Raw genomic sequence first — 25,819 nt, 5'->3', positions numbered from 1 at the left:
GTCAGTCGGCGCGGGCCGACGGCGGCGCGGCCGGAATGGCTCTTGCATCCTGCTGCTGGCGCGGCCGGCATAGCGTGACCAGCGGCAGCGCGAGCCCGAAGGCGACATAGACCAGCGCCAGCGACCACGGCGACAGCCGCCGCTCGAAGCCCGGCGTCAGCCGTTTCGGCGTCAGGCGCAGGTCCACCACGCAGGCCGCCGCGGCGACCGCGAGGCCGGCCAGGATCGCTGGCGCCGGCCGCCGCCGCTGCGGCGAGCGCCCCACCCACGCTTCGTAGAACGCGGCCCAGAATACCGACATCGCATGATGGATCACGTATCCCACCGCGGTATAGCGCCATGCCGGACCATTGGCATGGATCGCGCGATCGCCCCAGACCCAGTGGCTGACCGCATTGACCGGCGCCAGCGTGTTGCGGCAATCGAAATGGCCGCCGCAGGCCAGGGCGATGGTGGACAGCGCGCTGGCGCTGGTGCCGGAGACCAGGCTGCGGCCGACGAAATCCTGGATGGCGCTCATGTCGGTTCCTTGGAGCGGGAGGCGGCAACCGGCGGCACCGCGCGTCCCACGGTGCTGCTGACCGGCGCCAGCGGGTTCATCGGCGCCGCGATCGCCGCGGCGCTGGCACGCGCCGGCTGCCGGGTCCTCTGCGGCGTGCGCGATCCGGCGAAGGCCGCGCGCGACCTCGGCTCATGCGAATTCCGTGCCGTCGATTTCGGCGCGCTGACCGACGCGCAGGCATGGCTGCCGCTGCTCGACGGCGTCGACGTCGTCGTCAATGCGGTCGGGATCTTCGCCGAGCGCGGCGCGCAGACCTTCGAGCTGTTGCACCGGCGCGCGCCGATCGCGCTGTTCGCCGCCTGCGCGCAGGCGGACGTGCGGGCGGTGATCCAGATCTCGGCGCTGGGCGCCGACGAGCACGCCACCACGCCGTACCACCTGAGCAAGAAGGCCGCCGACGACTACCTCGCCGGCCTCGGCATGCCCGCGGCGATCCTGCAGCCCTCGCTGGTCTACGGGCCGGGGGGGACCAGCGCGCGGATGTTCGGCACGCTGGCGACGATGCCGTTGCTGGCGTTGCCCGAGGGCGGCAGGCAGCGCGTGCAGCCGGTCCATCTGGACGACGTGGTGGCCGCGATCGTAAGGCTGGCGACGATGGCCGCCGGCAATCGCGGCGCGGCCCCCGCAATGCGCACGGATTGGCCGCAAGGGCGCATCGCTGTGGTAGGACCGACTGCGCTGACCCTGCGCGACTATCTCGGCCAATTGCGCGGCACGCTGGGGCAGCCCGGCCCGCTGCGCGTGGTGCCGGTGCCCGATGCGCTGGTTCGGGCCGGTCTGCCGCTGATGACGCGGCTGGCCCCGGGGCTGCCGCTGAACCAGGATGCGCTGGCGATGCTCGCGCGCGGCAATACCGGCGATCCGGCGCCGATGCATCGGCTGCTTGGCCGGCCGCCTCGCGCCGTCGATCAATTCGTGCCGGCGCGCTGGCGCCAGGCCGCCCGCACGCAGGCCGTGCTCGGCTGGCAGTTGCCGATCCTGCGCACCGCCGTCGCGCTGGTCTGGATCGTCACCGGCATCGTCTCGCTCGGCCTCTATCCGGTCGAGGACAGCTACGCGTTGCTGGCGCGCGCCGGCGTACCGCAGGCGCTGCGGCCGCTGGCGCTGTACGGCGCGGCCGGGCTCGACCTGCTGTTGGGGCTGATGTGCTTCGCGCCCGCGCGCTGGCGCTTCCCGTGGATCTGGGCCGCGCAGGCCGCGCTGATCCTCGGCTACACCGTGATCATCAGCGTGCGGCTGCCCGAGTTCTGGCTGCATCCCTATGGTCCGCTGACCAAGAACCTGCCCATGCTGGCCGTGCTGTGGCTGCTGGGCACGCTGGAGCGCAAGCGATGGACTACATGATCGTCAAATGGATCCACGTCGTCGGCAGCACGCTGCTGTTCGGCACCGGCGTAGGCAGCGCCTTCTATCTGCTGGCCGCCACGCTGACACGCGACAGCCACGCGGTCGCGGTGACCTCGCGCCATGTAGTGATCGCGGACTGGCTGTTCACCACGAGCACGGCGATCCTGCAGCCGGTGACCGGCTACATGCTGATGCGCATCGCCAATTTCTCGTGGGAGCTGGCGTGGCTGCGCGTATCGATCGGGCTGTACGTGATCGCCATCGCGTGCTGGCTGCCGGTGGTCTGGCTGCAGATGCGGATGCGGACCGTGTCCGCGGCCGCGGCCGGCGCGCAAACGCCGCTGCCGCCGGCCTACTGGCGGTACTTCCGCTGGTGGTTCGCGCTGGGCGTGCCGGCGCTGTTCAGCTTCCTGGCGATCTTCTATCTGATGATCGCCAAGCCGGCGACGCTGTTCTGAAGCGCGCCGGCGAAGCTGTCGCCGCGGGCGCCGGTCACCGCCCGCGGCCGGCGTCAGCGCGCGCCGGTCTCGCGCGGATCGGTGCTGGGCTCGCGCGCCTGGTCGATCGCCGCGCCGCCGCTGCCCTTGCGCTCGCGGCCCTTCAGCGGCGCCGGCGGAGGCGATGGCGCGGAGCCGGAGGCCTGGGTGCGCGGCGACGGCTCGTCCTTGCCGCCGGGCGGGTTGGGCAGCGGATCGCCCAGCTTGCCAAGGCCGCCCGGATTCGAGCGGATCGCTTCGCCTTCGCGGGTCGACGGCTGCGTCACGGCCTTGGGCTGGCGCGACATCTGGCTACCGCTGCCGCGCTCCGATTCAGTCCGCACATTGGCCGGCTGGGCGGCGGCGGTGGCGGCCCATGCCGTGCCGAGCGCCAGCAACGCCGCGCAAACGCCATGTCGATGGAACAGCATGATTTCTCTCCTCGCAGGGGGATCTCGACATGGACAAGCACAACGCGGGCCAAGGTAGGCCCCTCAAAACTAAAGCGTGCGAATCGAACTTAACAGTTCGGTAACACTTCGGCCAACACTCCTGATCAGTATCGGTGAGCGACCCGGTACTGGCACCGCCAGGGCCTGGCGGTGCGATCGATCCCTTCGACAGGAGCCATCATGATCGGCACGCCTACCGCCATTTCGCCCGCGGTCGTTGACCACCGGCCGCCGCGCGAGGCGGATACCGTTCCCCTGGGCAACGCTGCGACGATGGCGGTGCAGGCCGGCGGCAGCGCCGTCCGCCTGCGATGTCACCCTTCGCCGACCAGGCCGTTTCCATCGCGGTCGTCGGCAGACCGGGTGTCGGGCGCATGGCATGCGGTCGTGTCCCTTCTGCGGCGCAATTCGCCGACGGCGATGAAGCGGTGCGCCAGTTCGGAATCGCGTACGAGTCCGGACAAGCCGTGCCGTGCCGGTGGCGGTATCCGCCCGGCCGCGGCAGACCGGCCCCCGCAGGCAGCGCAGCCTGCCTCGTGGTCTCTGCTGCTCGATCTTCCCTTCGAGCTGCTGTGCGAGGTGCTGGCGAAGGTGCCGGCTTGCGACCGGCATTTCGCGTTCAGTGGATCGCCGCTGTCCGCCACATGCCGGTCCTTTCATCTCGCGTGCAACACCATCTCGACGATGCGGCAATACCAGGACGAAGATGCCATCGCCCGGCGTATCGCTGGCATGCGGCGGCCCGATCAGGTCCGGTCGACCACCGACGTGCTGGCCATGCAGCCGCCCTCGATACGGGAGTGGGCCATGAAAGCGATCGTGTCGATGGCGGGCGCGATGTCCCCGGAGGACAGGCGGTACCTGATCGTCGCGGCGCTCGAGCGGGCGCGAGAACACTCCGAATCGTGGGCCCTCGAGTTGATGCGCCATTTCGCCCGCTGGATACCGCATGACGACACCGCGTCTCTCGACATGCTGACCGACTCTGCCGTTCGGTTGCTGCCAGGCAACGACGAGATCCGCCTCGCCAGATCGCGCGTTCTTGCGCAGCTGGCGCAGAGAATCAATCCCGCCGACCTGCCCGGATCGGTCCGGCGGTGGGAAACGATCTATCGGGCCATGCCGCCCGATCTGCACGGCGAGGACTATGTCGCGCTGCGCGGGCTACGTCAGGCGCTGAGCCATCTCGGCAACGACTTCGACGCCGCCTTCACGATCGGCGATCCGACGGACCTGCTGATCGATTTGCTGTCCCGGCTCGGCCAGTTGCGCGCAGCGGGATCGGATCTCCATATGGCTGCCTGCGGCGACGAAGAGCTCGCCTGTCTGCCGCTGTCCGTGCCTGGCGCCGGGCCGTCGGCCTCGCGGCTGCGCGCCTGGACCGGCGTCAAGGCCAGGGCCGTACCGCAGGCCGATCGATTGCCTGCCCATATGGTCTAGTCCGCCAGTCCGCGCGCGAGGTTGCCGACGCGGCGGCCAACGCGGTCCGGACATGCGCCTTCCCTGAAGCACCGCAGATCACTGGAGGAAACCATGCCGATCAACGCGTATGGTTCGGTTCTACATGAGGCATCGCCTCCGCGCCTGGAACACGACGCCGGAAATCGGGAATCGATGGCCAGCGGTTCCGGCCGCCAATGGCCTCCGGCCTTCGCGACGCACGCCAGGCTGTCCCGGTCGAGGGAATGGCACCTGCTCAACGAGGTCACGTACGCGGTGTGGGGAGGTGCGACGACGGGAAGAGCCGGGCTGCAGGTCGGCGCGTTCGTCACCGGGAAAATCGACACGCTGTCCATCACGTCCGTCGTGCCCGCGACCAGCGAGGCCGGCGTTGCCGGCGCCGTCTTCGCCATCGTCGAAGCGGCCGGGGTGTTGCACCTGACATGGAAGGCGGGCTGGAAAAAGGCGGCGCTGGACGAATGCAAACGGCAACACGCCCAGGGTCATGCCCGGTTCGTCCAGGCGGATACCGGGCGGCAGGGCCGGATAGGTTGGCTGCTGGCCAGGCAGCAGGAATTGCAGGCGCCTTTGCGCGGTTTGCCGGCCGGCGAAGGCGGCAATCCGTTGTTGCCGCCGGCCCGGCATGTGCCCGATGCCGGCGGTCCGCCGAGGATGCTGGCCGATATCGCGCTCGAACTGCGGGACGTCAGGATCGGGCTCGAGAAGCAGGCGCTGGACCTGAACAACGACCTCGAACACTACGCCCTGTACGAGCAGGCGGCGAACGAACTGGGGCAGGCGGATGACAATATCCGGACGATGGGCGTGGCCGCCGCGCGTGACGTCGTCATTCAGTTGGGCGGCAGCGGATGCACCGTTGCCTCGGCGGTCGGAAGGGCCGGCGTTCCCGGCGTGGACATGGCGGCGGTCGGCATCGCCGGTGGCGTGTTCAGCGTGGCGATGGGTGTGCTGCAGATGGCCGCCGGGTTGCTGAGCTGGTATCAGTCCGCGCGCCGGCTCGACGATCTCTGCACAGCGCGTGCGCGCGCCTCGGAGTGGCTGACGCCGGACCATCGACTGCAGCGCACGGCCGCCATCGCCGATGCGTTCTACGAAGCGGCGCGCAGCGAACCGGCGGAGCCGGCGCAACGGGAGCAACGTTCGCAGCAGGCGCTACAGGCGGAACTGGCCAGACGGGCGGACATCGAGCGCGCCAACGAACTGATCGACATCCTGATGCATCACCGCGAGCAGGCGTTCCAGGCCATCGAAGCGGCGGAGCGGAGCAAGATCTGGTGGTCCAGGGTCCGCACGATATACGGTGCGGTCTCCGTCGGCATCGGTGTCGCCGCGATCGTGGCCACGACGGTATTCGCGCTGATACCACCGGTGGGCATCATCGTCGGCGCCGTCGCGCTGCTTGCGGGTACGGCGTGGCTGCTGGTTGCCTGTGTACGCCTCTATCGGGACCGGAGCCTTGGCCGCGCGGAAGCGGCGCGAGATCGACAGGCGCGCGCGCAGGCGCAGCAATTCGCCGATGCCGGTCGCGACCCCAACGTGGAAGACCTGCGCGGCAACCGCCTGCTGGCCATCGACGTGCTGCTGCACACCTTGCTCGATCACGAGCAGACGGTCGCCAGAGGCGCACTGTGGGAGATCCTGGCCGCGCTCGAGATGGACCGCGCCCTGATGCACGCACTGGAGCTGCGCTCGTCCGTGCGGCTCGACGCCGTCTACGCCGATGACCGCCGTACCCTGATCGAAAGGACGCGGTGCTGCGCCTCTGCCACCGAAGAGGCGGCACTGAGGAAGATGATCGACGGCATGAGCGTGCGCAGCGATGACGCGGTGCTCGGGCTGCTGCGGCAGCTGTTCCAGGACTTCATCGAAGGCAAGACGCCGATGCGGCTGGAGTACCAGCGCCGCACCGGCGTCTTCGCGTATCTGGGCGGGAAACTGCCTGCCGGCCTGCGCCGCTGGCTGGGGCTGGGCGGGGCCGACGCGGCACGGCGAGCGCCAGTGCCGACGACCATCAGGCCTCCGATGGTGCCGGCAATGGTGCCGCCGATGGTGCCGCCGATGGTGCCCGCCACCGAGGCGACGGAGCGGACCCCGTTGGTCGCGGCGCCGGCAATGCCGATGCCGGCCGAACCCTCGCCCGTTCGCGTTCGCTGACGCCGCGCCGGACCGGCCAGGCCGGCCGGCCGATCAGGCGTTGGTGCGGAACGGGTGGTACTGATACAGCCAGGTCTCCGACAGCGGCTTGCCGTTCAGGCGCAGGAACAGCCGCATGTCGACCGGCTCGTCGCCGTCGACGGTCAGGTCGAACTGCGCGCGCCAGTGGCCCGGTACGCCGTTGGGCACGGCCTCGGTGAAGATGTACGAGAACTTGCCGCGCGAGGCCCACAGCACGGCCTCGGGCTTGGTGCCGAACGGCAGGCCTTCGAGCGGCGCGCCCTTGAACTCGACCATGAACTTGCGCACGCCCGGCGGGCGCGGCTGGCCGGGCTGGCCGCCATTGCCCATGCGCGTGGCCACGCAGCGGGCCAGCGGCGTCGGGTAGGGCTCGTCGGCCAGCCAGTGCAGGCGGTAGCGCAGGCGATAGGCGCTGCCGGCCTTGGCCGGCGCCTTCGGCACCCACATCGCGACGATATTGTCGTGAATCTCGTCATCGGTCGGGATCTCGACCAGCTGCACGGTGCCTGCGCCCCAGCCTTCGCGCGGCTCGACCCACAGGCTGGGCCGGCGCTCATAGAAGACGCCGTCCTGGTAGTGGTCGAAATTGCGGTCGCGTTGCAGCAGGCCGAAACCGCGCGGGTTGTCGTCGCCGAACGCGGACGCGATGGTGCGCGGGGGATTGTTCAACGGGCGCCAGATGCGCTCGCCGGCGCCGGTCCACATCGCCAGCCCGTCGGAGTCGTGCACCTCGGGCCGCCAGTCGACGCCGGTGCGCTTGACCGACTCCGAGTACCAGAACATCGAGGTCAGCGGCGCCAGCCCCAGCCGGCCAACGTCCTTGCGCAGGAACAGCGCGCAGTCGACATCCATCACCACGCCCTTGGCGCGCTGCATCGTGAAGCGGTAGGCGCCGGTGACGCTCGGACCGTCGAGCAGCGCGTGCACGGTGACGGTATCGCTGCCGTCGCGCGGCGCCTCGAAATAGAAATGGGTAAAGGACGGGAATTCCTCGGGCTTGTCCGGCTGTGCGACATCGACCGCGATGCCGCGCGCCGACAGGCCGTACTGATACAGCTCGCCGATCGCGCGGAAGTACGAGGCACCGAGGAAGGCGACCCAGTCGTTCTTGCGCCAATCGAGCTTCTTCTGGTCGCCGAGGCGGCTCTCCTGGAAGCGGAAGCCGGCGAAGCCGCTGCCGCGCGGCAGCTTGCGCGCCGGGCTGTTGGCCGGCATGTCGAAATACGACTCGTCGTAGACGATCTCGCGCGCGGTGCCGCCGTTGTTGCTGGCGCCGCCGGTCTCGACCAGATGCATCCGTACCGGCACGCGGAAGAAGGTGCCCAGGTGGAAGAACGTCACCGGGAACTGGCCCGGGCCATCGGCGAACAGCGCGTCGTCGGTGCGATAGCGGATCTTGCCGTGTTCCTCGTAATCGATCCTGGCCAGGATGTCGGCCGGCGGCGAGGGCGGCGCGACATACGGCCGGCTTGCCATGGTGCGGGCCAGCTCGACCAGGCCCTCGTGGGTGAAGGGTTGGCCCTTGGCCAGCTTGATGCGGCCAGCGGCCAGCGCGGAAGCGGGAATGCCCAGTGCGGCGAGCGCAGCAGTGGCGGCGGCGGAGACCAGCACGGTCCGTCGGTTCATTTTCGGCATGCGGTGATTCGGCGTCTGGCGCCTTCAATGAAGTTGCAGAAAAGACGCCCGCTGGCGCAAAAAGTTCGACCGCTCCGTGGGGAAGCGGACGCCGCGGGCACGACAGAACGCAGCATGGTACCGCATGGTTCCGGCGCACTCGGCACTTGAAGAGATGCGCAACGGACGCGGACAAGGAGCGGACGAGACGCCGCTGAGACCGGGCTGAGACCTTGCCGGACGCTGGTTGGGAGGCTGCCTGGACCCTGCTGAAGCAGGCTCGGACTTGCCCCGCACGCAAATAGAGGTTGTGATTCCGCGCTTGTGAAATATAGTATGTGATATATCAATTCACCAAAAAAGCACGGGAGACAGCCATCATGAAGGTATGTATCTACGGCGCCGGCGCCATCGGCGGCTACATCGGCGCGCAACTGGCCGGGGCGGGCGTCGATGTCAGCTTCGTCGCGCGCGGTCCGCATCTGGCGGCGATGCAGGCGAACGGCGTCAAGCTGCTGATCGACGGCGAGGAACGGGTGCAGAAGGTGCGCTGCACGTCCGATCCGCGCGAGCTGGGGGAGCAGGACTATGTGTTCATCACGCTCAAGGCGCATTCGGTGCCGGGCGTCGTCGATCTGATGCAGCCGCTGCTGGGGCCGGATACCGCGATCGTCACCGGCGTCAACGGCATTCCCTATTGGTACTTCTATCGGCATGGCGGCGAGCTCGCCGGCACCACGCTGCAGAGCGTCGATCCGGGCGGCAGGCAATGGAGCGGCTTCGGGCCGGAGCGGGCAATCGGCTGCGTGCTGTATCCCGCCGCGGAGATCGCCGCGCCGGGCGTGATCCGCCACGTCTACGGCAAGAAATTCCCGCTCGGCGAGCCGGACGGCACGCGCTCGGAACGGGTGCTGCGGCTCAGCGAGGCGATGATCGCTGCCGACCTCGAGGCGCCGGTGCGCGAGGACATCCGCAACGAGATCTGGCTCAAGCTGTGGGGCAATCTGTGCTTCAACCCGATCAGCGCGCTGACGCACGCCACGCTGGACGTCATCACGTCCGACCCGGGCACGCGCGCGCTGTCGAGGCAGATGATGCTCGAGGCCAAGTCGATCGCCGAACGCTTCGGCGTGCATTTCCGCGTCGATGTCGAGCGGCGGATCGACGGCGCGGGGGCCGTGGGGGCGCACAAGACCTCGATGCTGCAGGATCTGGAGGCGGGCAGGGCGATGGAGATCGATCCGCTGCTGACCGTGGTGCAGGAGATGGGCCGGCTGGTGGACCAGCCGACGCCGATGATCGACGCGGTGCTGTCGCTGATCAAGCAGCGCGAGCGGATGGCGCAGGCGGCGTGAGCGCGGCGGGGCCCGCCATGGCGGCCACCATGGCGCTGGCCGTGGTGACCGCCATGACGGTGACCATGGCCGGGGCGGTGCAACGGGTCGGTTGCGCCGCCGCCACGCCTGGACGATGCCGCCACATCGAACTGGCGGTGCACGCGTTCTGATATACCATATACAAAAATCGAAAGAGCGATCCCATGTCCGTGCAACCCGCGCAACGTCAAGCCGAGATGTCTTCCGCCACTGCCTCAGATGCGCCTCCCCCGGGCCTGGCGCTGTCGCTTCAGCCCATCAATGCCGGCGCGAGCCTGCGCGACCAGGCCTACGCGATGCTGCGGCAGGCGATCGCCGATGCCGACATCTACCAGTCGCGCGAGGAGATCCGGCTCGACGAGCGCGTGCTCAGCGAAGCGCTGGGCGTCAGCCGCACGCCGATCCGCGAGGCGATGACGCTGCTGGAGCAGGAAGGCTTCCTGCGCACGGTGCCGCGCCGCGGCATCTACATCATGCGCAAGACCAAGCGCGAGATCGTCGAGATGATCCAGATGTGGGCCGCGCTGGAGAGCATGGCCGCGCGCCTGGCGACGCTGCATGCCACCGACGAAGAAATCTCGCGGCTGCGGCATATGTTCGACAACTTCCGCGACACCACGCCGGCCGAGCATATCGAGGAATACTCGGACGCCAATATCGCGTTCCATCAGGCGATCGTGCAGCTGTCGAAGTCGCAGATCATCATGGACACGATCAAGAACATCTTCATCCACGTCCGTGCGATCCGGAAGATGACGATCTCGCAGAGCGACCGCGCCGCGCGCTCGATCGTCGACCATCTGCGCATCATCGAAGCGCTGGAACGGCGCGATACCGAGCTGGCCGAACGGCTGGTGCGCCAGCATTCGCTGGACCTGGCCGACTACGTCGAGAAGAACTGCGATTTCCTGGATTGACGGCTGCCCGGGTAGCACGCTTCGCAAGTATCGAAGGCCGGCTCGCCGGCCTTTTTCATACCCTCGCCTTATGGCCGGCCCTATGCCCGCGCCTGCGTCTCCCGAACGAATTCCGAGGCCGACTCCAGCAGCCATTCCCGCAACCGCGACATCGCGTCGCTGACCGGCTGCATTTCGGGATAGACCAGGTAGTACCCGCCCGATGACGGCATTGCCAGCGGCACCGGCATCACCAGCTCGCCTTCGTTCAGGTAGCGCTCCACCAGGAAGCGCGGCACCAGCCCGATGCCCAGCTTGGCGCGCGCGGCGGCGATCACCATGCTGTGGTGATCGTAGCGCGTGCCGCGCATCGCATTGACGTCCTCGACGCCCGCGAGGCGCATCCACTGTTCCCACTCGAACTGGCGCGTCGACAGATGCAAAAGCTCGGCCCCGGCGATATCGGCCGGGCGGATGCGCTTGCGGCCGCCGAAATAGTCGGGATGGCAGACCGGCACGGACTCCTCGGGAAACAGCGGGTCGGCGCGCGCGCCGGGGTAGTGCGGCTCGCCGAAGTGGATGGCGGCGTCGAAATCCGTTCCGTCGAACAGGAACACGTCCGAGCGCGCCGTGAGGTTCAGCACCACCTGCGGATGGCGCGCGTAGAAGTCGGGCAGCCGCGGGATCAGCCATTCGACCGCCAGCGTCGGCAGGCAGGCCAGCTCGACGATGCCGCCGCTGCCCTCGTGCGCCATGATGTCCAGCGTATCGCGCTGCAGCTTGCGCAGCGTCTCGCGGACCTGCCGGCTGTACAGCGTGCCGGCCGGCGTCAGCGTCAGCCGCTGGTTGACGCGATGGAACAGCTGCACGCCGAGCTGGCTCTCCAGCGTGGCGATCTGCCGCGACACCGCGCTCTCGGTGACGTAGAGATCGGCCGCCGCGCGGCGCAGGTTCAGATGCGAGGCGGCGGCCTCGAAGGCGCGAAGACTGGACAGGCTGGGGACGCGAAATGCCATGGGCGCGATGGGGTGGAACGTGGTTGCGAAGTGGGCAGGACGTGGGCAGGACGTGGGTGCGACGTGGCCGGCAAAGTTGATGCGTTTTTCTCATCAACCCCGGCAAATTTCTCGCTTGAGCGCGGTCCGGCGATGAGAAAGAATCGGCGCCGTAGCAAATACCAAAGCCGATACCAACACCAATACCAACACAGCAAGAGCCCCGGAGGAGACCGCATGACACCGATCAAACCGTCCCGCATCCTTGCCGCGATCGCGGCAGCCGCGCTGACCGTGCCGATGAGCGCGGGCATCGCGCAGGCGCAGGAATTTCCGAACAAGGCGGTCCGCATCGTCGTGCCGTACCCGCCGGGCGGGACGACCGATATGGTAACCCGGCTGATCGGCGATCAATTGTCCAAGGTCTGGGGCCAGCCGGTCATCGTCGACAACCGTCCGGGCGCGGGCGGCATCGTCGGCACCAGCCTGGCGGCCAAGGCACCGGCCGACGGCTATACGCTGCTGATGGGCTCGGTCGGCGAGTTCGCCATCAACCCGACGCTGTACCGCAAGCTTGCCTATGACGTCGCCGATTTCGCGCCGGTGTCGCTGGTCGCCCGTGTGCCGAACGTGCTCGTGATGTCGCCGTCGTTCGCCGAGCGCTCGAAGGTGATGTCGCTGCCCGATTTCGTCGCCTACGTGAAGGCCCATCCGAAGAAGGTCAACATGGCCTCGGCCGGCAACGGTACCTCGACCCATCTGGCCGGCGAACTGTTCCAGCGCATGACCCACACCGAGATGAGCCACGTGCCCTACAAGGGCAGCAGCCCGGCGATCTCCGACATGATGGCCGGCAATGTCGACGTGATGTTCGACAACCTGCCCGCCTCGCTCGAATTCATCCGCGCCGGCAAGCTGCGGCCGCTGGCCGTGACCTCGGCGCAGCGCTCGCCCGCGCTGCAGGACGTGCCGACGGTGGCCGCGGCCGGTCCGGTGCCGGGCTTCGATGCGACGCCGTGGTTCGGGCTGTTCGCCCCCAAGGGCGTGCCGCCGGCGGTGGCCGAGAAGATCGCCAGGGACCTGGCGGTCGCGCTGAACGATGCCAGGATCCTCGGCCGCATGCGCAATATCGGCGCCGAGCCCGCCTTCAACACGCCGGGCCAGTTCGCCGAGCTGGTCAAGCGCGACCGCGAGAAGTGGGGCGAGGTCGTCAAGCAGTCGGGCGCCACCATCGACTGATGCAGATTCCCCGGGGCCGGCCCGTCGCAAAGGCGCGGGCCGGCCGCTTTTTTATTCGTTTGTCTTCCCTTGCATTACGAGCTTTCCATGTCCGACCACATCCTCTCTCTGGTGTCCGCCTGCGTGGGCGCGACCAAGGCCGCCAAGCTGCTGTCGCTGATCGAAACGCCCGCGGGCCTGCCCGCCGGTGCCGCCGGCCAGCCCAGCCGTGCCGAAATCGCTCACGCGCTGAACGTGGTGCTGTTCGACGGCATCCTGACGCGCGTGCCGACCGGCCGTGAATACACCGAGGATGTCGCCGCGGCCGGCGGCAAGGTGAATTTCGACCACGGCGCGCTGCGCACGGTGGCGTGGCGGGCCAATGGCCAGCTGCCTCCGGGCGAGGCCGCCTTCACGCGTTTCCTGCGGCCGCTGGGTTACCGCCTGAACGGCACCTATCCGCTGGACCGCATCGGCATGACCGGCCGCTCCTACGCGCACGAGGACGCGCCGGACGGCATCGCGCAGTTCTTCGTCAGCGAGTTCCACCCCGAGCGCTTCAGCGCGGAGCTGCAGGCGGCGGTCACCCGCGTGGTTTCGACCTCGGTCGACCCGCTGCGTCCGGACACGGTCGCGCTGCTGTGGAAGCTGGACCGCGACCGCGCGCTGCCTTTGGCCGAAGCCGTTCACGTGATCCGCAACCTCACCGCCTGCTTCGAGCGCCATCACGCCACGCCCCGGCTCGAGGACTACCAGCGCATCCTGCAGGAATCGGCGGAGATGGCGTGGATCGCCACCGAAGGCAATGCCTTCAACCATGCGACCGACCGCGTCGAGGACGTGTTCGCGCTGAGCGACCAGCAACGCGCCCTCGGCCGTCCGATCAAGGAGAAGGTCGAGGTCTCCGGCAGCGGCCGCGTCAAGCAGACCGCGTTCCGCGCCGATCCGGTGATGCGCGAGTTCGTCGGCGCGGCCGGCGAGATCGTGATGCGCGAGGTGCCGGGCTCGTTCTACGAGTTCATCACGCGCGACCGCTACGCCGATGGCGCGAGCCAAAGCAAGCTGGATCTGGGCTTCGATGCCTCCAACGCGCAGGGCATCTTCAAGATGACCGCGGCCACGGTCTGAGGCTGCGCAGATGTCGTCCAGCAAGGAGCTGATCGGGTATCTGTCGCAGGCCCATCCGGACCTCGACGTGCTGACCGATGCCACCGACCGCGCCGGCTACGAGACCGGCGCGCGCTACGGCGCCGGCATCGCCGCGGCGGTGGTGCGGCCCGCCACGCGCGAGCAGGTGCAGGCCGTGGTGGCGGCCGCGCAACGCTTCGGCGTGCGGCTGGTGCCGCAGGGCGCGAACACCGGCCTGGTCGGCGCGTCGACGCCGGATGCCGGCGGCGAGCAGGTCGTGCTGAGCACCGCGCGCCTGAAGGGCGCCATCACGGTCGACCCGCTGAACCAGTCGGTGACCGTCGGCGCCGGCGTGCTGCTCAGCGAGCTCAATACGCGGCTCGCGCAGGACGGCCTGTTCTTTCCGGTGGACCTGGGCGCCGACCCTACCATCGGCGGCATGATCGCCGCCAATACCGGCGGCGCGCGGCTGCTGAAGTACGGCGACGTCCGGCAGAACCTGCTGGGCGTCGAAGCCGTGCTGGCCGAGCCCGCCGGCGAACTGCTCGACCTGAACCGGGCGCTGCGCAAGAACAATGTCGGCTTCGACTTCAAGCAGCTGTTCGTCGGCACCGGCGGCGCCTTTGGCGTGGTCACCGCGGCGACGCTGCGGGTCTATCCGCTGCCCGTGCAAACCGCCACCGCGCTGCTGGTGCCCACCGGCGTGGCCGAGCTCGAGGCGCTGCTGCTGGCGTTGAACGCCGAGCTGGGCGATTTCCTGTCGTCGTGCGAAGGCATTTCTCGCGAAGCGGCGCAGGCCGTGGTGCGCCACCTGGACGATGTCGAGGACCCGTTCGCCGAGCTCGAAGGCGCCGATTACGCAATGCTGGTCGAGCTGTCGTCGACGATGCCCAACCGCGCCGGCGGCGTCGATCTCGAGGCGCTGCTGATGGATTTCCTCGAGCGCCACTACGGCACGCTGATCGGCAACGCGGTGGTCGGCAAGCCCGAGGCGCTCTGGCGCCTGCGCCATTCGATCACCGAGTCGATCCGCCACGAAGGCAAGATCATCGCGCTGGACCTGTCGGTGCCGCGCTCGCGCTTCCCCGCCTTCCGCGCCGAGGCGCGCGCATTGATCGCGGCGCGCTGGCCGTGGCTGCGGATCTACGACTTCGGTCATCTCGGCGATGGCGGCGTGCACCTGAACATGGTCTGGCCGCTGCAGGACGCGCCGGCCTACGACGACGCGGTGGCGGGCGAGGTCCGGGCCGAGCTGTACCGGCTGACCGTCGAGCGCTTCGAAGGCAGCTTCAGCGCGGAACACGGCATCGGTCCGTACAACGAACGCTTCTATCGCGATTTCACCGCGCACGCCGTGCTCGATCACGTCGGCGCGATGCAGGCGCGGCTCGATCCGCGCCGCACGCTGAGCCGCCTGTGGCTCGGCACCGGCGAATGACGAGCCAGGACGAATGACCAGCCAGGACACATCCATGTTCCCCTTTGCCTCGGCTTTCCAGCAGCCGGCCGGCTCGCCGATCCGCGAGCTGTTCCAGTACCTGTCGCGCCCCGGCATGATCTCGTTTGCCGGCGGCTACCCGGCCGCCTCGACCTTCGACACCGCGGCGATCGGCCAGTGCATGGCGGAGGCGCTGGCCAGCCATCCGGCCGAGTGCCTGCAATACGGCGCCACCGAGGGCGTGCCGGCGCTGCGCGAGGCGCTGAGCCGGCAGATGGGGCGGACCGGTACGCCGACGGCCGCCGAACGGATCCTGGTGACATCGGGCTCGCAGCAGGGCTTCGACTTCCTGGTCCGCGCCTTCGTCGAGCCGGGCGTGCCGGTCATCGTCGAGGCGCCGACGTATCCCGCGGCGATCCAGGCGCTGCGCCTGGCCGGGGCCCGGCTGGTGCCGGTGCCGGCCGATGCGGAAGGCATCGATACGGACGCGCTGGAGCAATGCCTGCGCGAATGCGCGCCCGCCGACAGGCCACGGCTGATCTATCTGGTGCCGACCTTCGCCAATCCGACCGGCGCGACGTTGTCGGTCCGGCGGCGCGAGGCGGTGCTGCGGCTGGCGGCGCAATACGAGCTGCTGGTGATCGAGGACGACCCTTACGGCTGTCTCGCGTTCGACGGCGCGCCGCCCGCCACGCTGCTGGCGATGGCCAATGGCGAGCCCGCGCTGCGGGATCGCATCATCTATCTGGGCAGCCTGTCGAAGACGGTGGCGCCGGGCCTGCGGATCGGCTGGATGGCCGCGCATCCCGACGTGGTGCGGCGCGCGGTGCTGGCCAAGCAGGCCTCGGACCTGTGCACGCCGCCGTGGATCCAGCGCGCGATGGCAGCCTATCTGGACGCCGGCCATCTGCAAGGACAGGTCGCGCGCATCATCGACGTCTACCGCGACAAGCGCGACGCGATGGTGTCGGCGCTCGAGCGCGAGCTCGGCGGCCGCATCGACTATATGCGGCCCGGTGGCGGCATGTTCGTCTGGGCTTCGCTGCCGGACGGCACCGACTCCGCCGAACTGCTGCGCGAAGCGATCGAGGAAAACGTGCTGTTCGTTCCCGGCAAGGCGTTCCACGTGGCGACCGGCCGGCCCTCGCCGGCGCTGCGCTTGTCCTTCGCGACGCCGTCGGTGGCGGAGATCGAAGAGGGCGTACGGCGCCTCGCGCGCGCGTTGGCGAAGCGCTGACCGGCCCAGGCGGCGGCATTCCCCGGTAAGATCGCGGGGCTTCGCCTGGGCCTGAGCGCCTGTCGTCCGTTTCCCTTTCCGCCTTCCCGATCCTTCGATGGAATATCTGATCATTGCCGTTGGCGCTGCCCTCGCGGGATTCGTGCAGGGCCTGTCCGGGTTTGCCTTCGGCATGGTCGCGATGTCGCTGTGGGCGTGGACGCTCGAGCCCAGCATGGCCGCCGTCCTGACGGTATTCGGCTCGCTGACCGGACAGGTGATCGCCGCGGTCCGCGTGCGGCGCGGCTTCGATGTCGCCGCGCTGCTGCCCTTCATCGCCGGCGGGCTGGCCGGCATTCCGCTCGGCATGCTGCTGCTGCCGTATCTCGACATGGCGTCGTTCAAGACCGCGATCGGCGCCTTCCTGGTGCTGTGGTGTCCGGCCATGCTGATGGCGCGGCGGCTGCCGCCGCTGCGCTGGGGCGGCAGGGGCGGCGATGCCGGCGCCGGGCTGGTGGGCGGCGTGATGAGCGCGATCGGCGGCTTCAGTGGCACCGTGCCGACGCTGTGGTGCACGTTGCGCGGCTACGAGAAGGACCGGCAGCGCGCGATCATCCAGAACTTCAACCTGACCATCCTGATGGTGACGATGCTGGTCTACCTGATCGCCGGCAACGTCACCGCCGAAATGCTGCCGCGGTTCGCCGTGGTCGCGCCCGCGATGCTGATTCCGGCGCTGATCGGCGCGCGCGTCTATCACCGCATCGACGAGGCGCGCTTCCGTGCGATCGTGCTGACCTTGCTGACGGTGTCCGGCGTGATGATGCTGTCGTCGGGCCTGCCGACCGTGCTCGGCCGCATCGGCTAGCGGCCGCGGCGTTCGCGCGGCATCTCCGTCAGGCCGGCTCGCCGCCGAATGCCTGCTCCAGTTCTTCGCGCAGCAGCCGGCCCAGTTCGACGCGCCGCCCGGCATGCATCCGGCTGCTGATCGCGCCGAGGCTGATCGCCGCCTCGGCACCGTAGGGCAGCGTGAAGGCGCAGCCCACGCCCGACACGCCGACGGTGATGCTGTCGACGATCTCGGCAAAGCCCTTCTTCCTCGCGCGTTCGACCGCGCTGTTCAGCTTGGCCAGCGTCATGCCGTGCTCGGCATAGAGCGACGCGCGCCGCTTGAATACCTCGCGGATCGCGTCGTCTTGCATCTTCGCCATCAGCGCCAGGCCGCCGGCGCCGATGCCCAATAGCCGCCGCTGCTGCGGCACCGTGGTGAAGATCCGCACCGGGAAGGGCCCTTCCTCGCGATGCAGGCAGACGGTGAAGTCACCCTGCTGCACCACCAGGAACACGGTATCGCCCGACAGCCGCGCCAGCCGCTTCATCGCCGGCAGCACCAGATCGACCACCGGCGCCTTGTCGTGGACCGCGGCGCCCAGCTGCAGCGCATCGAGGCCGAGCCGATAGCGCTTGCTGGCCGGATGGCGCTCGGCGAAGCGCTCCTCCTCCAGGCAGCACAGCAGGCGGTAGGCGGTCGGCCGCTCCAGCCCCGTGGCCTCGACCAGCTCGGCCAGCGACAGTCCTTCCTCCTGCCGTTCCGCCATCAGCCGCAGCAGCTGCAGGCCGCGCCGCAGCGTCTGCGCGCCGGCGGTCCTCGCGCCTCGTTCCCCAGTCTCCTCGGTCACCTTGGTCGTCCTGGCCATCGTATGTCCCGTATGTCCATATAGTGGTTATTTGGTGCGGATAAGTTTGTATTGTAGAAACCTTGCTTTCTACACTGGCCCTCGTTCGGCGGCAAGAGCGTCGAGACGAATCACGCGACCGACCACAACACCAACCACAAGACCAGACGAGGAGACCGGCATGGGCGATGCCACCATCGAGATCGAGCAGACAGGCGCGGTACGGCGCCTGTGGCTGTCGCGCGAGAGCGCGCGCAATGCGCAAAGCCAGCAAATGCTGGACGAACTGGACGCCGCGCTGCAGGCAGCCGAGCAGGACGACGGCGTGCGCGTGGTGGTGATCGGCGGACGCGGCAGCCATTTCTCGGCCGGCCACGATCTGAAGGAAGCGCAGGCCAGGCGCGCGGACTTCACGGTGGAGGAGCGCTGGGCCTACGAGAGCCGGCGCTACTTCGATTACTGCCTGCGCATCTGGGACTTCCCCAAGCCGACGGTCGCGCAGGTGCAGGGCGCCTGCGTTTCCGGCGGCTTCATGATCGCCAATATGTGCGACCTGATCGTGGCCGGCGAATCGGCTTATTTCTCCGATCCAGTCGGCCATACGCTGGGCGCCGCGGCCACCGAGGTGCTGATCCATCCTTGGGTGATGGGGCTGCGCAAGGCCAAGGAGATGCTGTTTGCCGGCGGCCGGATCGATGCCGCGGAAGCGCTGCGCATCGGCATGGTCAATCGGGTGGTGCCCGACGCCGCGCTCGACGACGAGGCGCTGGCGCTGGCCGCGCGCATTGCGCAGGCGCCGCCGTTCGGCCTGCGGCTGATCAAGCGGTCGCTGAACCGGACGCTCGATGCGCAGGGGCTGCGCTCGGCGCTGTCGGCCCACTTCGATACGCACCAGCTGTCGCACCTGAGCGAAGGCTTCCTGCGGGCACGCGATGCGGGGCTGGCCAAGGCGATCCAGTCGGGCCCGGCCCGCGAAGCGCGGAGCGGCGAACATGGCGCATAAGCTCGACCCGCTGCTGAATCCGCGCTCGATCGCGATCGTCGGCGCCAGCGACGACGCCGGCCGCATCGGCGGCATGCCGATCGATCTGCTGACGCGCTTCGGCTACCGCGGCGACATCCATCCGGTCAATCCGAAGTACGACACGGTATTCGGGCTGCGTTGCCATCCGTCGATCGAGGCGCTGCCCGAAGGCATCGACCTGGCGGTGCTGGCGATCGGCGCGGAGCAGGTCACGCCGATGCTCGAGCGCTGCCATGCGCGCGGCATCCGCGCCGCGATCGTCTACGCGGCCGGCTTTGCCGAAGCGGGCGAGGGCGGGGCCGCGCTGCAGCGCGAGATGGAAGCCTTCGTGCGGACCACCGGCATGGCGGTCGCCGGTCCCAACTGCATGGGCTTCGCCAATCTGAACACGCACGCCTATACCGCGTTCGCCTCGGTCTTTCGCACCGCGCCGCCGCAGCGCGAACGGGGCACGGTCAGCCTGCTGACGCAGAGCGGCAATGTCTGCGCCGCGGTGTTCGCGATCGCGCGCGAGCTCGGCGTGTCGTTCAGCCAGTTCATCAATACCGGCAACGAGGCCTGCCTCGATTTCGCCGAGTACCTGCAGTTCCTCGCGCAGGACCCGGATACCGATGTGGTGCTCGGCTATATCGAGGAACTGCGCAATGGCGCGCGCTTCATCGACGCCGCCATCGCCTGCGCGCAGGCCGACAAGCCGGTGATCGTGTTCAAGGCCGGCGAGACCGACAAGGGCCGCGAGGCGGTGCGCTCGCATACGTCGGCGCTGGCCGGCAACCAGCAGATCTATCGCGCCGCCTTTGCGCAGCTGAACGTGATCGAATGCCAGGACTTCGCGCAGATGGCGCATCTGGCGGAGCTGGCGCGCTACCGGCGGCGCAGCGCCGGCCGCCGCGTCGCGATCGTCAGCATCTCGGGCGCGGTCGGCGCGATCCTGGCCGACAAGTGCATCGGCGCGGGCCTCGAGGTGCCGACCTTGCCGGAAACATTGCAGCAGACGCTGCGCGCCGGCATTCCCGACTACGGCATGGTGTCGAACCCGGTCGACGTGACCGGCAATGTCGTCAACGACCCCGGCTTCGTGCGCACCGCGCTGACCGCGCTGGCGACCAGCGACGCGATCGACGCCGTGATCGTCTACGCGCCCGGCTATCTGCTGGACCGCATGGCCGACGACCTGATCGACACGGCCGCCGCCCATTCGCGCCTGCTGCTGGCGATCGACACCGGCCGCGCAACCCGTCGCGACGACCTGCGCGCGCATGGCGTGCCGGTGATGACCGATATCGGCATGGCAATGCAGACGCTGCCGCCGCTGCTGCAATGGCACGAACGCCGTGCCCGGCGGCCCTGGCGCGCGCTGCTTACCCTCTCCCCCGACCCCTCTCCCGCAGGCGGGAGAGGGGAGAACGCCGCCGGTATGGCAGCGCTCAGGGAGGAGCCATCGTCCTCCGAAGCAGCGGTCGCGCTTGCGGCAACCGGCTCCCTCTCCCGCTTGCGGGACAGGGCTGGGGAGAGGGAACGGGCGGCCGTCATGCCGGCGCCGCCGGCCTTGCCCTGCGATGAACAAGCGGCGCGCCGCTACTTGGCCGCGTACGGTGTCGGCGATATCCCGGGTTACGTGGTGCGGCACGCCGACGAGGCCGCCGCCGCGGCGCTGGAATTGGGCTTCCCGGTGGTGCTGAAGGTGCTGAGCGCGGACCTGCCGCACAAGACCGAGGCCGGCGGCGTGCGGCTGAATCTCGGCGATGCCGACGCCGTGCGCGCAGCCTGCGCGGAGATGCTGGCCAGCGTCCGCCAGCATGCGCCGCAGGCCCGCATCGACGGCGTGCTGGTACAGCCGATGCTGAGCGGCGGCGTCGAGCTGATCGTCGGCGCGGTGCGCGACCCGGTGTTCGGGCCGACGCTGACGGTCGGCCTCGGTGGCGTGCTGACCGAGCTGTACCGTGACGTCAGCCATCGGCTGCTGCCGGTCGATCGGCGCACCGCCGAGCAGATGCTGCGCGAGCTGCGGGCGTTCCCGCTGCTCGACGGCTTCCGCGGACGTCCGCTGTGCGACGTGCCCGCGGCCTGCGAGGCGATCGCGGCGTTCTCGGACGCGGTGCTGGCGCTCGGCGATGCGGCCGACGAGGTCGAGATCAATCCGCTGCTGGTGCGCGACAGAGGCAAGGGCGTGGCGATGCTCGATGCCCTGATCGTGCCGAAACGGGAATAACCACCGGCAAGCACCGCGCAGGCATCAAAGCCGAAGCAACGAAGCGCAACACAACGACAATCGAGAGGAGACTGACCATGACCACCAGACCCTGGATCGCCGCCCTGGCGCTGACCCTGCCACTGACCCTTGCCATGCTGCCCGGCGCCCGTGCCGCCGACGCCGGCGCCTATCCGTCCAAGCCGGTGCGCATCATCGTGCCGTTCACGCCGGGCGGGGCCGCCGACATCATGACGCGCGCGCTCGGCGAACGGCTGCGCCAGCATCTGGGCCAGCCCGTGGTGATCGAGAACAAGCCCGGCGCCGGCACCGTGATCGCCTCGGACTACGTCGCCAAGCAGGCCCCCGACGGCTATACGCTGCTGATGGCCGCGTCGTCGCTGGGCATCGCGCCGGCGGTGTTCAAGACGGTCGGCTACGACCCGGTCAAGGACTTCACGCCGATCACGCTGGTCGCCTCGGTCGTCCATGTGCTCGAGGTCAACGCCAAGCTGCCGGTGAACAACGTCAAGGAGCTGATCGACTATCTGAAGACCAGCGGCAAGTCGGTCAGCTACAGCTCCGCGGGCTCCGGCACCTCGACGCATCTGGAGGCCGAGCTGTTCAAGACCATGGCCGGCGTGCAGATGGCCCACATCCCGTACAAGGGCAGCGCGCCGGCGCTGAACGACCTGGTTGGCGGCAATGTGCAGGTGATGTTCGACGCGTACGCATCGTCGGCCCCGCACATCAAGAGCGGCAGCGTGCGCGCGCTCGCGGTGACCACGGCGAAGCGCTCGGCGACGCTGCCCGATCTGCCGACGGTCGCCGAGTCGGGCCTGCCGGGCTACGAGGCGATGCCCTGGCTGGGCCTGCTGGCCCCGGCCGGCGCACCGCCCGAGGTCGTCAAGCGCGTCTACGCCGCCACCCAGCAGGCGCTGAAGGACCCGGGCCTGCGCGAGCAGTTCCGTGCGCTGGGGCTGGACATCATCGGCAATACGCCGGAGCAGTTCGCGGCCTTCATCAAGCAGGACGCGCAGAAGTGGGCCAAGGTCGCCAAGGCGTCCGGCGCGCAGGCGGATTGAGCCGATGCAGCTGACGCTGAACGAACAACAGCGGCTGATCGAGGAGAGCGCGCTGAACTTCCTGTCGCGGCAGCCCGAGGCCGCGGGGCCGTGGTACGAGGCAGGACCCGAATCGGGACCCGAATCCGGACCCGAATCAAGACACAACTTGCGATGGATGCCGATGTGGCGCGCCTTTGCCGAGATGGGCTGGCTGGGACTGCCGCTGCCCGCGCAAGCCGGCGGCTTCGATGGCGGCGCGGTCGAAACGGGGCTGTTGATGCGTGCCTTCGGCCGGTACGGCGTCAATATGCCGTACCACGGCGGCATCCTGCTGGCGGCGCGCATGCTGGCGGCGATCGGCACGCCGGCGCAGCGTGATCGGTGGCTGCCGGTGGTGATCGACGGCAGCCGCCGCCTGACGCTGGCCCACGACGAACCGCAATGCCACGACCCGTGGGCCCCGCGCGCGACGGTGGCGCGGCGAGAAGGCAGCGGCTGGCGGCTGCACGGCGCCAAGCTGCTGGTGCCCGACGCCGATGGCGCGGACGCCCTGCTGGTCAGCGCTCGCATCGAGAACGAGGGAAGGGCGCCGAAGCCGGACGCCGATGCGGAACGCGACGGTCAAGCGCTGTTCCTTGTGCCGATGCGCGATTCCGTCGCCGAAGGGCTGCGCCTGCATCGCTGCCATACCGTCGATGGCACCGCTGCCGCCGACGTGTGGCTGGACGGCGCCCATGTCGAGGCCGACGCGATGCTGGGCGCCGGGGATGGCGGCGATGCCGCCCCGGTGCTGCACCGCCTGCTGGCCGAGGGCGCGATCGCGCTGTGCTGGGAGGCCTGCGGCGCGATGCAGGCCGCCTTCGAGCGCACGGCCGCCTATGTCCGCCAGCGCGAGCAGTTCGGCCGTCCGCTCGCGAGCTTCCAGAGCGTGCAGCACACGCTGGCCGAGATGGCGGTGTGCTGCGAGGAAGCGATCGCGGCCTGCGAGCTCGCGGCGTTGCGCGTCGACGCGGGGCTGCGGGACGCAACCGATGCCGTCGCGCTGGCCGCGATGGCGAAATCCAAGGTAGGACGCGCGGCCCGCTACGTCTCGCAACAAGCGGTGCAACTGCATGGCGGCATGGGCGTCTCGGAGGAACTGCCGATCGCCGGCTTGTTCCGCAAGCTGACGCGCTTCCAGCAGCAGGACGGCAGCCCGTCGTGGCATGCCGCGCGCTACGGCCGCGCGATGCTCGCGTCCGGGGCCTGGCGCGACAGCCGCACCCTGCCGTCTTCCGATCGATCTTGCGCCGAGGCGACCACGACATGGATCTGCAACTGACTGCCGAGCTCGCGGCGTTTCGCGAGGAAGTGCGCGCCTTCCTGCGCGACAGGCTGACGCCCGAGCTGCGCCGCGGCCAACGGCTGACCACGGCGATGTATCCGGAGCCCGAGGTCTCCGGCCCCTGGCAGGCGATGCTGCGCGAGCGCGGCTGGCTGGTGCCGCTGTGGCCTGAGGAGTGGGGCGGCACAGGCTGGAGCCCGCTGCAGCGCTTCGTCTTCGAGACCGAGTGCGCGCTGGCCGGTGCGCCGCTGGTCCATCCGATGGGCGTGCGCCTGCTCGGGCCGGTGATCCTGCGGTTCGGCACCGACGCGCAGAAGCGGCACTATCTGCCACGGATCCTGTCCGGCGAGGACTACTGGTGCCAGGGCTTCTCCGAGCCCGGCGCCGGCTCCGACCTGGCCGCGCTGCGCACGCGCGCGGTGCCCGATGGCGGCGACTACATCGTCACCGGCTCCAAGCTGTGGACCACGCACGCGCACCATGCCAACCGGATGTTCGCGCTGGTCCGTACGAGCAACGAGGGCCGGCGGCAGGACGGCATCAGCTTCCTGCTGATCGATATGGATTCGCCCGGCATCACCGTGCGTCCGATCGCGACGATCGGCGGCGATCACGACGTCAACGAGGTGTTCTTCGACGAGGTGCGCGTGCCGCAGGCCAACCGCATCGGCGAGGAAAACGCCGGCTGGGCATGCGCGCGCTACCTGCTCGAGTTCGAGCGCGGCGCCGGCATTTTCAGCCCGCGGCTGCGCTCGCAACTGATGCGCGTCGGCGACGTGATGGCGGTCCTGCAGGCGGGCGGCCTGCGCCATGACAGCGCGCAGCGCGAACTGCTGCATGCGCGCTTCGGCGAGGTCTGCGCCGATCTGGATGCCTTCGAGATGCTGGAGCTGAAGACGCTGGGCCAGCTGATGCCGGGTCAGAGTCCCGGCCCGGTGTCGTCGATCCTGAAGCTGCGCGCCAGCCGGCTCAAGCAGCAGATTGGCGAGCTGGGAGTGGAGATGCTGGGGCTGGAGGGGCAGCGCTGGCGCGATGACGTGGCGGGGCTGCCTGAGGGCGGCAATCCGGACGACGAGATCGTCGGTACCGTGCTGCCCGAGTACCTGAACAGCCGGGCCTTCACGATCTTCGGCGGCGCCGCCGAGGTCCAGCTAGGGATCATCGCCAGGAGCGTGGTCGGCGTGTAGTACGGGGACTGTAGTACGGCGCCTGTGGTGCGGCGCTTGTAATACGGCGTCGGCAGGACGGCGGCGGCAGGACGGCCGCCGCTGCATCGCGCCACGGCGGCCGTTCGCAGCGCGACGGCGCTACACCCCCAACGCCTTCGCCATCGTCTGCCCGAGCTCGGCCGGCGAGCGCGACACATGGATGCCGGCCGCGCGCATCGCATCGATCTTCGCCTCGGCCGTGCCGCTGCCGCCCGAGATGATCGCGCCGGCATGGCCCATGCGCCGACCCGGTGGCGCGGTGGTGCCGGCGATGAAGCCGACTACCGGCTTGTCGCTGCCGGACTCGCGCAGGAACTGCGCGGCTTCCTCCTCGGCCGAGCCGCCGATCTCGCCGATCAGGATGATGCCTTCGGTGGCGTCGTCCTCGAGGAACAGCTTCAGGCAATCGATGAAGTTGGTGCCGTTGACCGGATCGCCGCCGATGCCGATGCAGGTCGACTGTCCGAGCCCGGCCGCGCTGGTCTGCGCCACCGCTTCATAGGTCAGCGTGCCCGAGCGCGACACCACGCCGATCCTGCCGGGCCGATGGATATGGCCGGGCATGATGCCGATCTTGCATTGGCCCGGCGTGATCACGCCCGGGCAATTGGGACCGACCAGCCGGGTGCGCGAGCCGGACAGCGCGCGCTTGACGCGCACCATGTCGAGCACCGGGATGCCCTCGGTGATGCAGACGACCAGCTCGAGGCCGGCGTCGACCGCTTCGAGGATCGCGTCGGCCGCGAACGGCGGCGGCACGTAGATCACGGACGCCTGCGCGCCGGTGCGCTCGGCCGCCTCGGCGACGGTATCGAACACAGGCAGGCCGAGGTGGGTCTCGCCGCCCTTGCCGGGCGTCACGCCGCCCACCATCTGCGTGCCATAGGCCAGCGCCTGTTCGGTGTGGAAGCTGCCCTGCGCGCCGGTCAGGCCCTGGCACAGCACCCTGGTGTGGTTGTCGATCAGCACGGCCAT

23 protein-coding genes are annotated in these 25,819 nt (G+C 69.3%); 17 read left to right on the top strand and 6 right to left on the bottom strand.

All coding sequences use genetic code 11. The annotated features are described in order from the left end of the window. Position 1: 1 nt before the first annotated feature. Positions 2-520, bottom strand: a complete 519-nt coding sequence (locus M1D55_RS07095; protein ID WP_064576942.1) for a hypothetical protein — start codon at positions 518-520, stop codon at positions 2-4. A 9-nt stretch (positions 521-529) separates the two neighbouring features. Here M1D55_RS07095 and M1D55_RS07090 point away from each other — a divergent pair, with 9 nt between their 5' ends. Continuing rightward, the gene (locus tag M1D55_RS07090; RefSeq protein ID WP_456280498.1) at positions 530-1,906 is read left to right on the top strand and encodes an SDR family oxidoreductase; all 1,377 of its coding nucleotides are present in this window, start codon (positions 530-532) and stop codon (positions 1,904-1,906) included. After that, on the top strand, positions 1,894-2,367 hold the full coding sequence (locus M1D55_RS07085; RefSeq protein ID WP_006579860.1) for a DUF2269 family protein: 474 nt from the start codon (positions 1,894-1,896) through the stop codon (positions 2,365-2,367). The genes M1D55_RS07090 and M1D55_RS07085 overlap by 13 nt, the downstream gene beginning before the upstream one ends. Positions 2,368-2,420: 53 nt before the next feature. Here the strand turns inward: M1D55_RS07085 and M1D55_RS07080 are convergent, their stop codons facing one another. Next, positions 2,421-2,816 (bottom strand): hypothetical protein, encoded by a 396-nt coding sequence (locus M1D55_RS07080; protein ID WP_456280497.1) that lies wholly within the window; start codon positions 2,814-2,816, stop codon positions 2,421-2,423. A 201-nt stretch (positions 2,817-3,017) separates the two neighbouring features. On the opposite strand from M1D55_RS07080, the gene M1D55_RS07075 reads away from it, so the two are divergent. Continuing rightward, on the top strand, positions 3,018-4,277 hold the full coding sequence (locus M1D55_RS07075; protein ID WP_456280496.1) for a hypothetical protein: 1,260 nt from the start codon (positions 3,018-3,020) through the stop codon (positions 4,275-4,277). A gap of 93 nt (positions 4,278-4,370) precedes the next feature. Further along, positions 4,371-6,452: a hypothetical protein gene (locus tag M1D55_RS07070; protein WP_456280495.1), complete on the top strand. Its 2,082-nt coding sequence runs from the start codon at positions 4,371-4,373 to the stop codon at positions 6,450-6,452. 33 nt (positions 6,453-6,485) lie between these two features. Here the strand turns inward: M1D55_RS07070 and M1D55_RS07065 are convergent, their stop codons facing one another. Then, positions 6,486-8,108, bottom strand: coding sequence for a glucan biosynthesis protein (locus M1D55_RS07065; protein WP_082928663.1), 1,623 nt, complete (start codon positions 8,106-8,108; stop codon positions 6,486-6,488). Between the two features lie 359 nt (positions 8,109-8,467). Between M1D55_RS07065 and M1D55_RS07060 the strand changes: the two genes are divergently transcribed. From M1D55_RS07060 to M1D55_RS07050, 3 genes are all read left to right on the top strand, one after another. Further along, positions 8,468-9,442, top strand: a complete 975-nt coding sequence (locus M1D55_RS07060; protein WP_456280494.1) for a 2-dehydropantoate 2-reductase — start codon at positions 8,468-8,470, stop codon at positions 9,440-9,442. Between the two features lie 17 nt (positions 9,443-9,459). After that, complete coding sequence (locus M1D55_RS07055) at positions 9,460-9,594, top strand: hypothetical protein (protein ID WP_023263627.1); 135 nt, start codon at positions 9,460-9,462, stop codon at positions 9,592-9,594. Between the two features lie 66 nt (positions 9,595-9,660). After that, positions 9,661-10,380 carry a GntR family transcriptional regulator gene (locus tag M1D55_RS07050; RefSeq protein ID WP_053824674.1) on the top strand — a complete coding sequence of 240 codons (720 nt, stop codon included), beginning with the start codon at positions 9,661-9,663 and terminating at the stop codon, positions 10,378-10,380. 80 nt (positions 10,381-10,460) lie between these two features. On the opposite strand, the gene M1D55_RS07045 is transcribed toward M1D55_RS07050, so the two are convergent. After that, positions 10,461-11,375: a LysR substrate-binding domain-containing protein gene (locus M1D55_RS07045; RefSeq protein ID WP_456280493.1), complete on the bottom strand. Its 915-nt coding sequence runs from the start codon at positions 11,373-11,375 to the stop codon at positions 10,461-10,463. Positions 11,376-11,591: 216 nt separating this feature from the next. Between M1D55_RS07045 and M1D55_RS07040 the strand changes: the two genes are divergently transcribed. From M1D55_RS07040 to M1D55_RS07020, 5 genes are all read left to right on the top strand, one after another. Next, positions 11,592-12,593: a Bug family tripartite tricarboxylate transporter substrate binding protein gene (locus M1D55_RS07040; protein ID WP_456280492.1), complete on the top strand. Its 1,002-nt coding sequence runs from the start codon at positions 11,592-11,594 to the stop codon at positions 12,591-12,593. Positions 12,594-12,680: 87 nt separating this feature from the next. Next, on the top strand, positions 12,681-13,700 hold the full coding sequence (locus tag M1D55_RS07035) for a DUF1338 domain-containing protein (RefSeq protein WP_006577356.1): 1,020 nt from the start codon (positions 12,681-12,683) through the stop codon (positions 13,698-13,700). A 10-nt stretch (positions 13,701-13,710) separates the two neighbouring features. Continuing rightward, positions 13,711-15,138, top strand: coding sequence for an FAD-binding oxidoreductase (locus M1D55_RS07030; RefSeq protein WP_456280491.1), 1,428 nt, complete (start codon positions 13,711-13,713; stop codon positions 15,136-15,138). Positions 15,139-15,172: 34 nt separating this feature from the next. Then, entirely contained in the window at positions 15,173-16,375 is a 1,203-nt protein-coding gene (locus tag M1D55_RS07025) for an aminotransferase-like domain-containing protein (RefSeq protein ID WP_456280490.1), read from the top strand. Between the two features lie 97 nt (positions 16,376-16,472). Further along, positions 16,473-17,222 carry a sulfite exporter TauE/SafE family protein gene (locus M1D55_RS07020; RefSeq protein ID WP_456280489.1) on the top strand — a complete coding sequence of 250 codons (750 nt, stop codon included), beginning with the start codon at positions 16,473-16,475 and terminating at the stop codon, positions 17,220-17,222. A 28-nt stretch (positions 17,223-17,250) separates the two neighbouring features. On the opposite strand, the gene M1D55_RS07015 is transcribed toward M1D55_RS07020, so the two are convergent. Continuing rightward, positions 17,251-18,051: an IclR family transcriptional regulator gene (locus M1D55_RS07015; RefSeq protein WP_232204622.1), complete on the bottom strand. Its 801-nt coding sequence runs from the start codon at positions 18,049-18,051 to the stop codon at positions 17,251-17,253. Between the two features lie 160 nt (positions 18,052-18,211). On the opposite strand from M1D55_RS07015, the gene M1D55_RS07010 reads away from it, so the two are divergent. From M1D55_RS07010 to M1D55_RS06990, 5 genes are all read left to right on the top strand, one after another. Continuing rightward, on the top strand, positions 18,212-19,033 hold the full coding sequence (locus M1D55_RS07010; protein ID WP_456280488.1) for an enoyl-CoA hydratase: 822 nt from the start codon (positions 18,212-18,214) through the stop codon (positions 19,031-19,033). Beyond that, on the top strand, positions 19,023-21,266 hold the full coding sequence (locus M1D55_RS07005; protein WP_456280487.1) for an acetate--CoA ligase family protein: 2,244 nt from the start codon (positions 19,023-19,025) through the stop codon (positions 21,264-21,266). Before M1D55_RS07010 ends, M1D55_RS07005 begins: the two co-directional genes overlap by 11 nt. Before the next feature lie 134 nt (positions 21,267-21,400). Further along, positions 21,401-22,330 (top strand): tripartite tricarboxylate transporter substrate binding protein, encoded by a 930-nt coding sequence (locus M1D55_RS07000; RefSeq protein ID WP_157071990.1) that lies wholly within the window; start codon positions 21,401-21,403, stop codon positions 22,328-22,330. A gap of 4 nt (positions 22,331-22,334) precedes the next feature. Then, positions 22,335-23,633, top strand: coding sequence for an acyl-CoA dehydrogenase family protein (locus M1D55_RS06995; RefSeq protein ID WP_456280486.1), 1,299 nt, complete (start codon positions 22,335-22,337; stop codon positions 23,631-23,633). After that, positions 23,618-24,823: an acyl-CoA dehydrogenase family protein gene (locus tag M1D55_RS06990; protein WP_456280485.1), complete on the top strand. Its 1,206-nt coding sequence runs from the start codon at positions 23,618-23,620 to the stop codon at positions 24,821-24,823. Before M1D55_RS06995 ends, M1D55_RS06990 begins: the two co-directional genes overlap by 16 nt. 120 nt (positions 24,824-24,943) lie before the next feature. Here the strand turns inward: M1D55_RS06990 and sucD are convergent, their stop codons facing one another. Then, positions 24,944-25,819 carry a succinate--CoA ligase subunit alpha gene (sucD, locus tag M1D55_RS06985; protein ID WP_456280484.1) on the bottom strand — a complete coding sequence of 292 codons (876 nt, stop codon included), beginning with the start codon at positions 25,817-25,819 and terminating at the stop codon, positions 24,944-24,946.

The organism is Cupriavidus sp. JZ107, from assembly GCF_053903255.1.
Note: the sequence above shows the minus strand (reverse complement) of the source record. Positions and strands in the feature narration are given on the sequence as shown.

What these genes read in the sequence shown, in the direction of transcription:
- M1D55_RS07095 (WP_064576942.1), bottom strand. Translation starts at nt 520, where the DNA reads ATGAGCGCCATCCAGGATTTCGTCGGCCGCAGCCTGGTCTCCGGCACC.
- M1D55_RS07085 (WP_006579860.1), top strand. Translation starts at nt 1,894, where the DNA reads ATGGACTACATGATCGTCAAATGGATCCACGTCGTCGGCAGCACGCTG.
- M1D55_RS07080 (WP_456280497.1), bottom strand. Translation starts at nt 2,816, where the DNA reads ATGCTGTTCCATCGACATGGCGTTTGCGCGGCGTTGCTGGCGCTCGGC.
- M1D55_RS07075 (WP_456280496.1), top strand. Translation starts at nt 3,018, where the DNA reads ATGATCGGCACGCCTACCGCCATTTCGCCCGCGGTCGTTGACCACCGG.
- M1D55_RS07070 (WP_456280495.1), top strand. Translation starts at nt 4,371, where the DNA reads ATGCCGATCAACGCGTATGGTTCGGTTCTACATGAGGCATCGCCTCCG.
- M1D55_RS07065 (WP_082928663.1), bottom strand. Translation starts at nt 8,108, where the DNA reads ATGCCGAAAATGAACCGACGGACCGTGCTGGTCTCCGCCGCCGCCACT.
- M1D55_RS07060 (WP_456280494.1), top strand. Translation starts at nt 8,468, where the DNA reads ATGAAGGTATGTATCTACGGCGCCGGCGCCATCGGCGGCTACATCGGC.
- M1D55_RS07055 (WP_023263627.1), top strand. Translation starts at nt 9,460, where the DNA reads ATGGCGGCCACCATGGCGCTGGCCGTGGTGACCGCCATGACGGTGACC.
- M1D55_RS07050 (WP_053824674.1), top strand. Translation starts at nt 9,661, where the DNA reads ATGTCTTCCGCCACTGCCTCAGATGCGCCTCCCCCGGGCCTGGCGCTG.
- M1D55_RS07045 (WP_456280493.1), bottom strand. Translation starts at nt 11,375, where the DNA reads ATGGCATTTCGCGTCCCCAGCCTGTCCAGTCTTCGCGCCTTCGAGGCC.
- M1D55_RS07040 (WP_456280492.1), top strand. Translation starts at nt 11,592, where the DNA reads ATGACACCGATCAAACCGTCCCGCATCCTTGCCGCGATCGCGGCAGCC.
- M1D55_RS07035 (WP_006577356.1), top strand. Translation starts at nt 12,681, where the DNA reads ATGTCCGACCACATCCTCTCTCTGGTGTCCGCCTGCGTGGGCGCGACC.
- M1D55_RS07030 (WP_456280491.1), top strand. Translation starts at nt 13,711, where the DNA reads ATGTCGTCCAGCAAGGAGCTGATCGGGTATCTGTCGCAGGCCCATCCG.
- M1D55_RS07025 (WP_456280490.1), top strand. Translation starts at nt 15,173, where the DNA reads ATGTTCCCCTTTGCCTCGGCTTTCCAGCAGCCGGCCGGCTCGCCGATC.
- M1D55_RS07020 (WP_456280489.1), top strand. Translation starts at nt 16,473, where the DNA reads ATGGAATATCTGATCATTGCCGTTGGCGCTGCCCTCGCGGGATTCGTG.
- M1D55_RS07015 (WP_232204622.1), bottom strand. Translation starts at nt 18,051, where the DNA reads ATGGCCAGGACGACCAAGGTGACCGAGGAGACTGGGGAACGAGGCGCG.
- M1D55_RS07010 (WP_456280488.1), top strand. Translation starts at nt 18,212, where the DNA reads ATGGGCGATGCCACCATCGAGATCGAGCAGACAGGCGCGGTACGGCGC.
- M1D55_RS07005 (WP_456280487.1), top strand. Translation starts at nt 19,023, where the DNA reads ATGGCGCATAAGCTCGACCCGCTGCTGAATCCGCGCTCGATCGCGATC.
- M1D55_RS07000 (WP_157071990.1), top strand. Translation starts at nt 21,401, where the DNA reads ATGCTGCCCGGCGCCCGTGCCGCCGACGCCGGCGCCTATCCGTCCAAG.
- M1D55_RS06995 (WP_456280486.1), top strand. Translation starts at nt 22,335, where the DNA reads ATGCAGCTGACGCTGAACGAACAACAGCGGCTGATCGAGGAGAGCGCG.
- M1D55_RS06990 (WP_456280485.1), top strand. Translation starts at nt 23,618, where the DNA reads ATGGATCTGCAACTGACTGCCGAGCTCGCGGCGTTTCGCGAGGAAGTG.
- sucD (WP_456280484.1), bottom strand. Translation starts at nt 25,819, where the DNA reads ATGGCCGTGCTGATCGACAACCACACCAGGGTGCTGTGCCAGGGCCTG.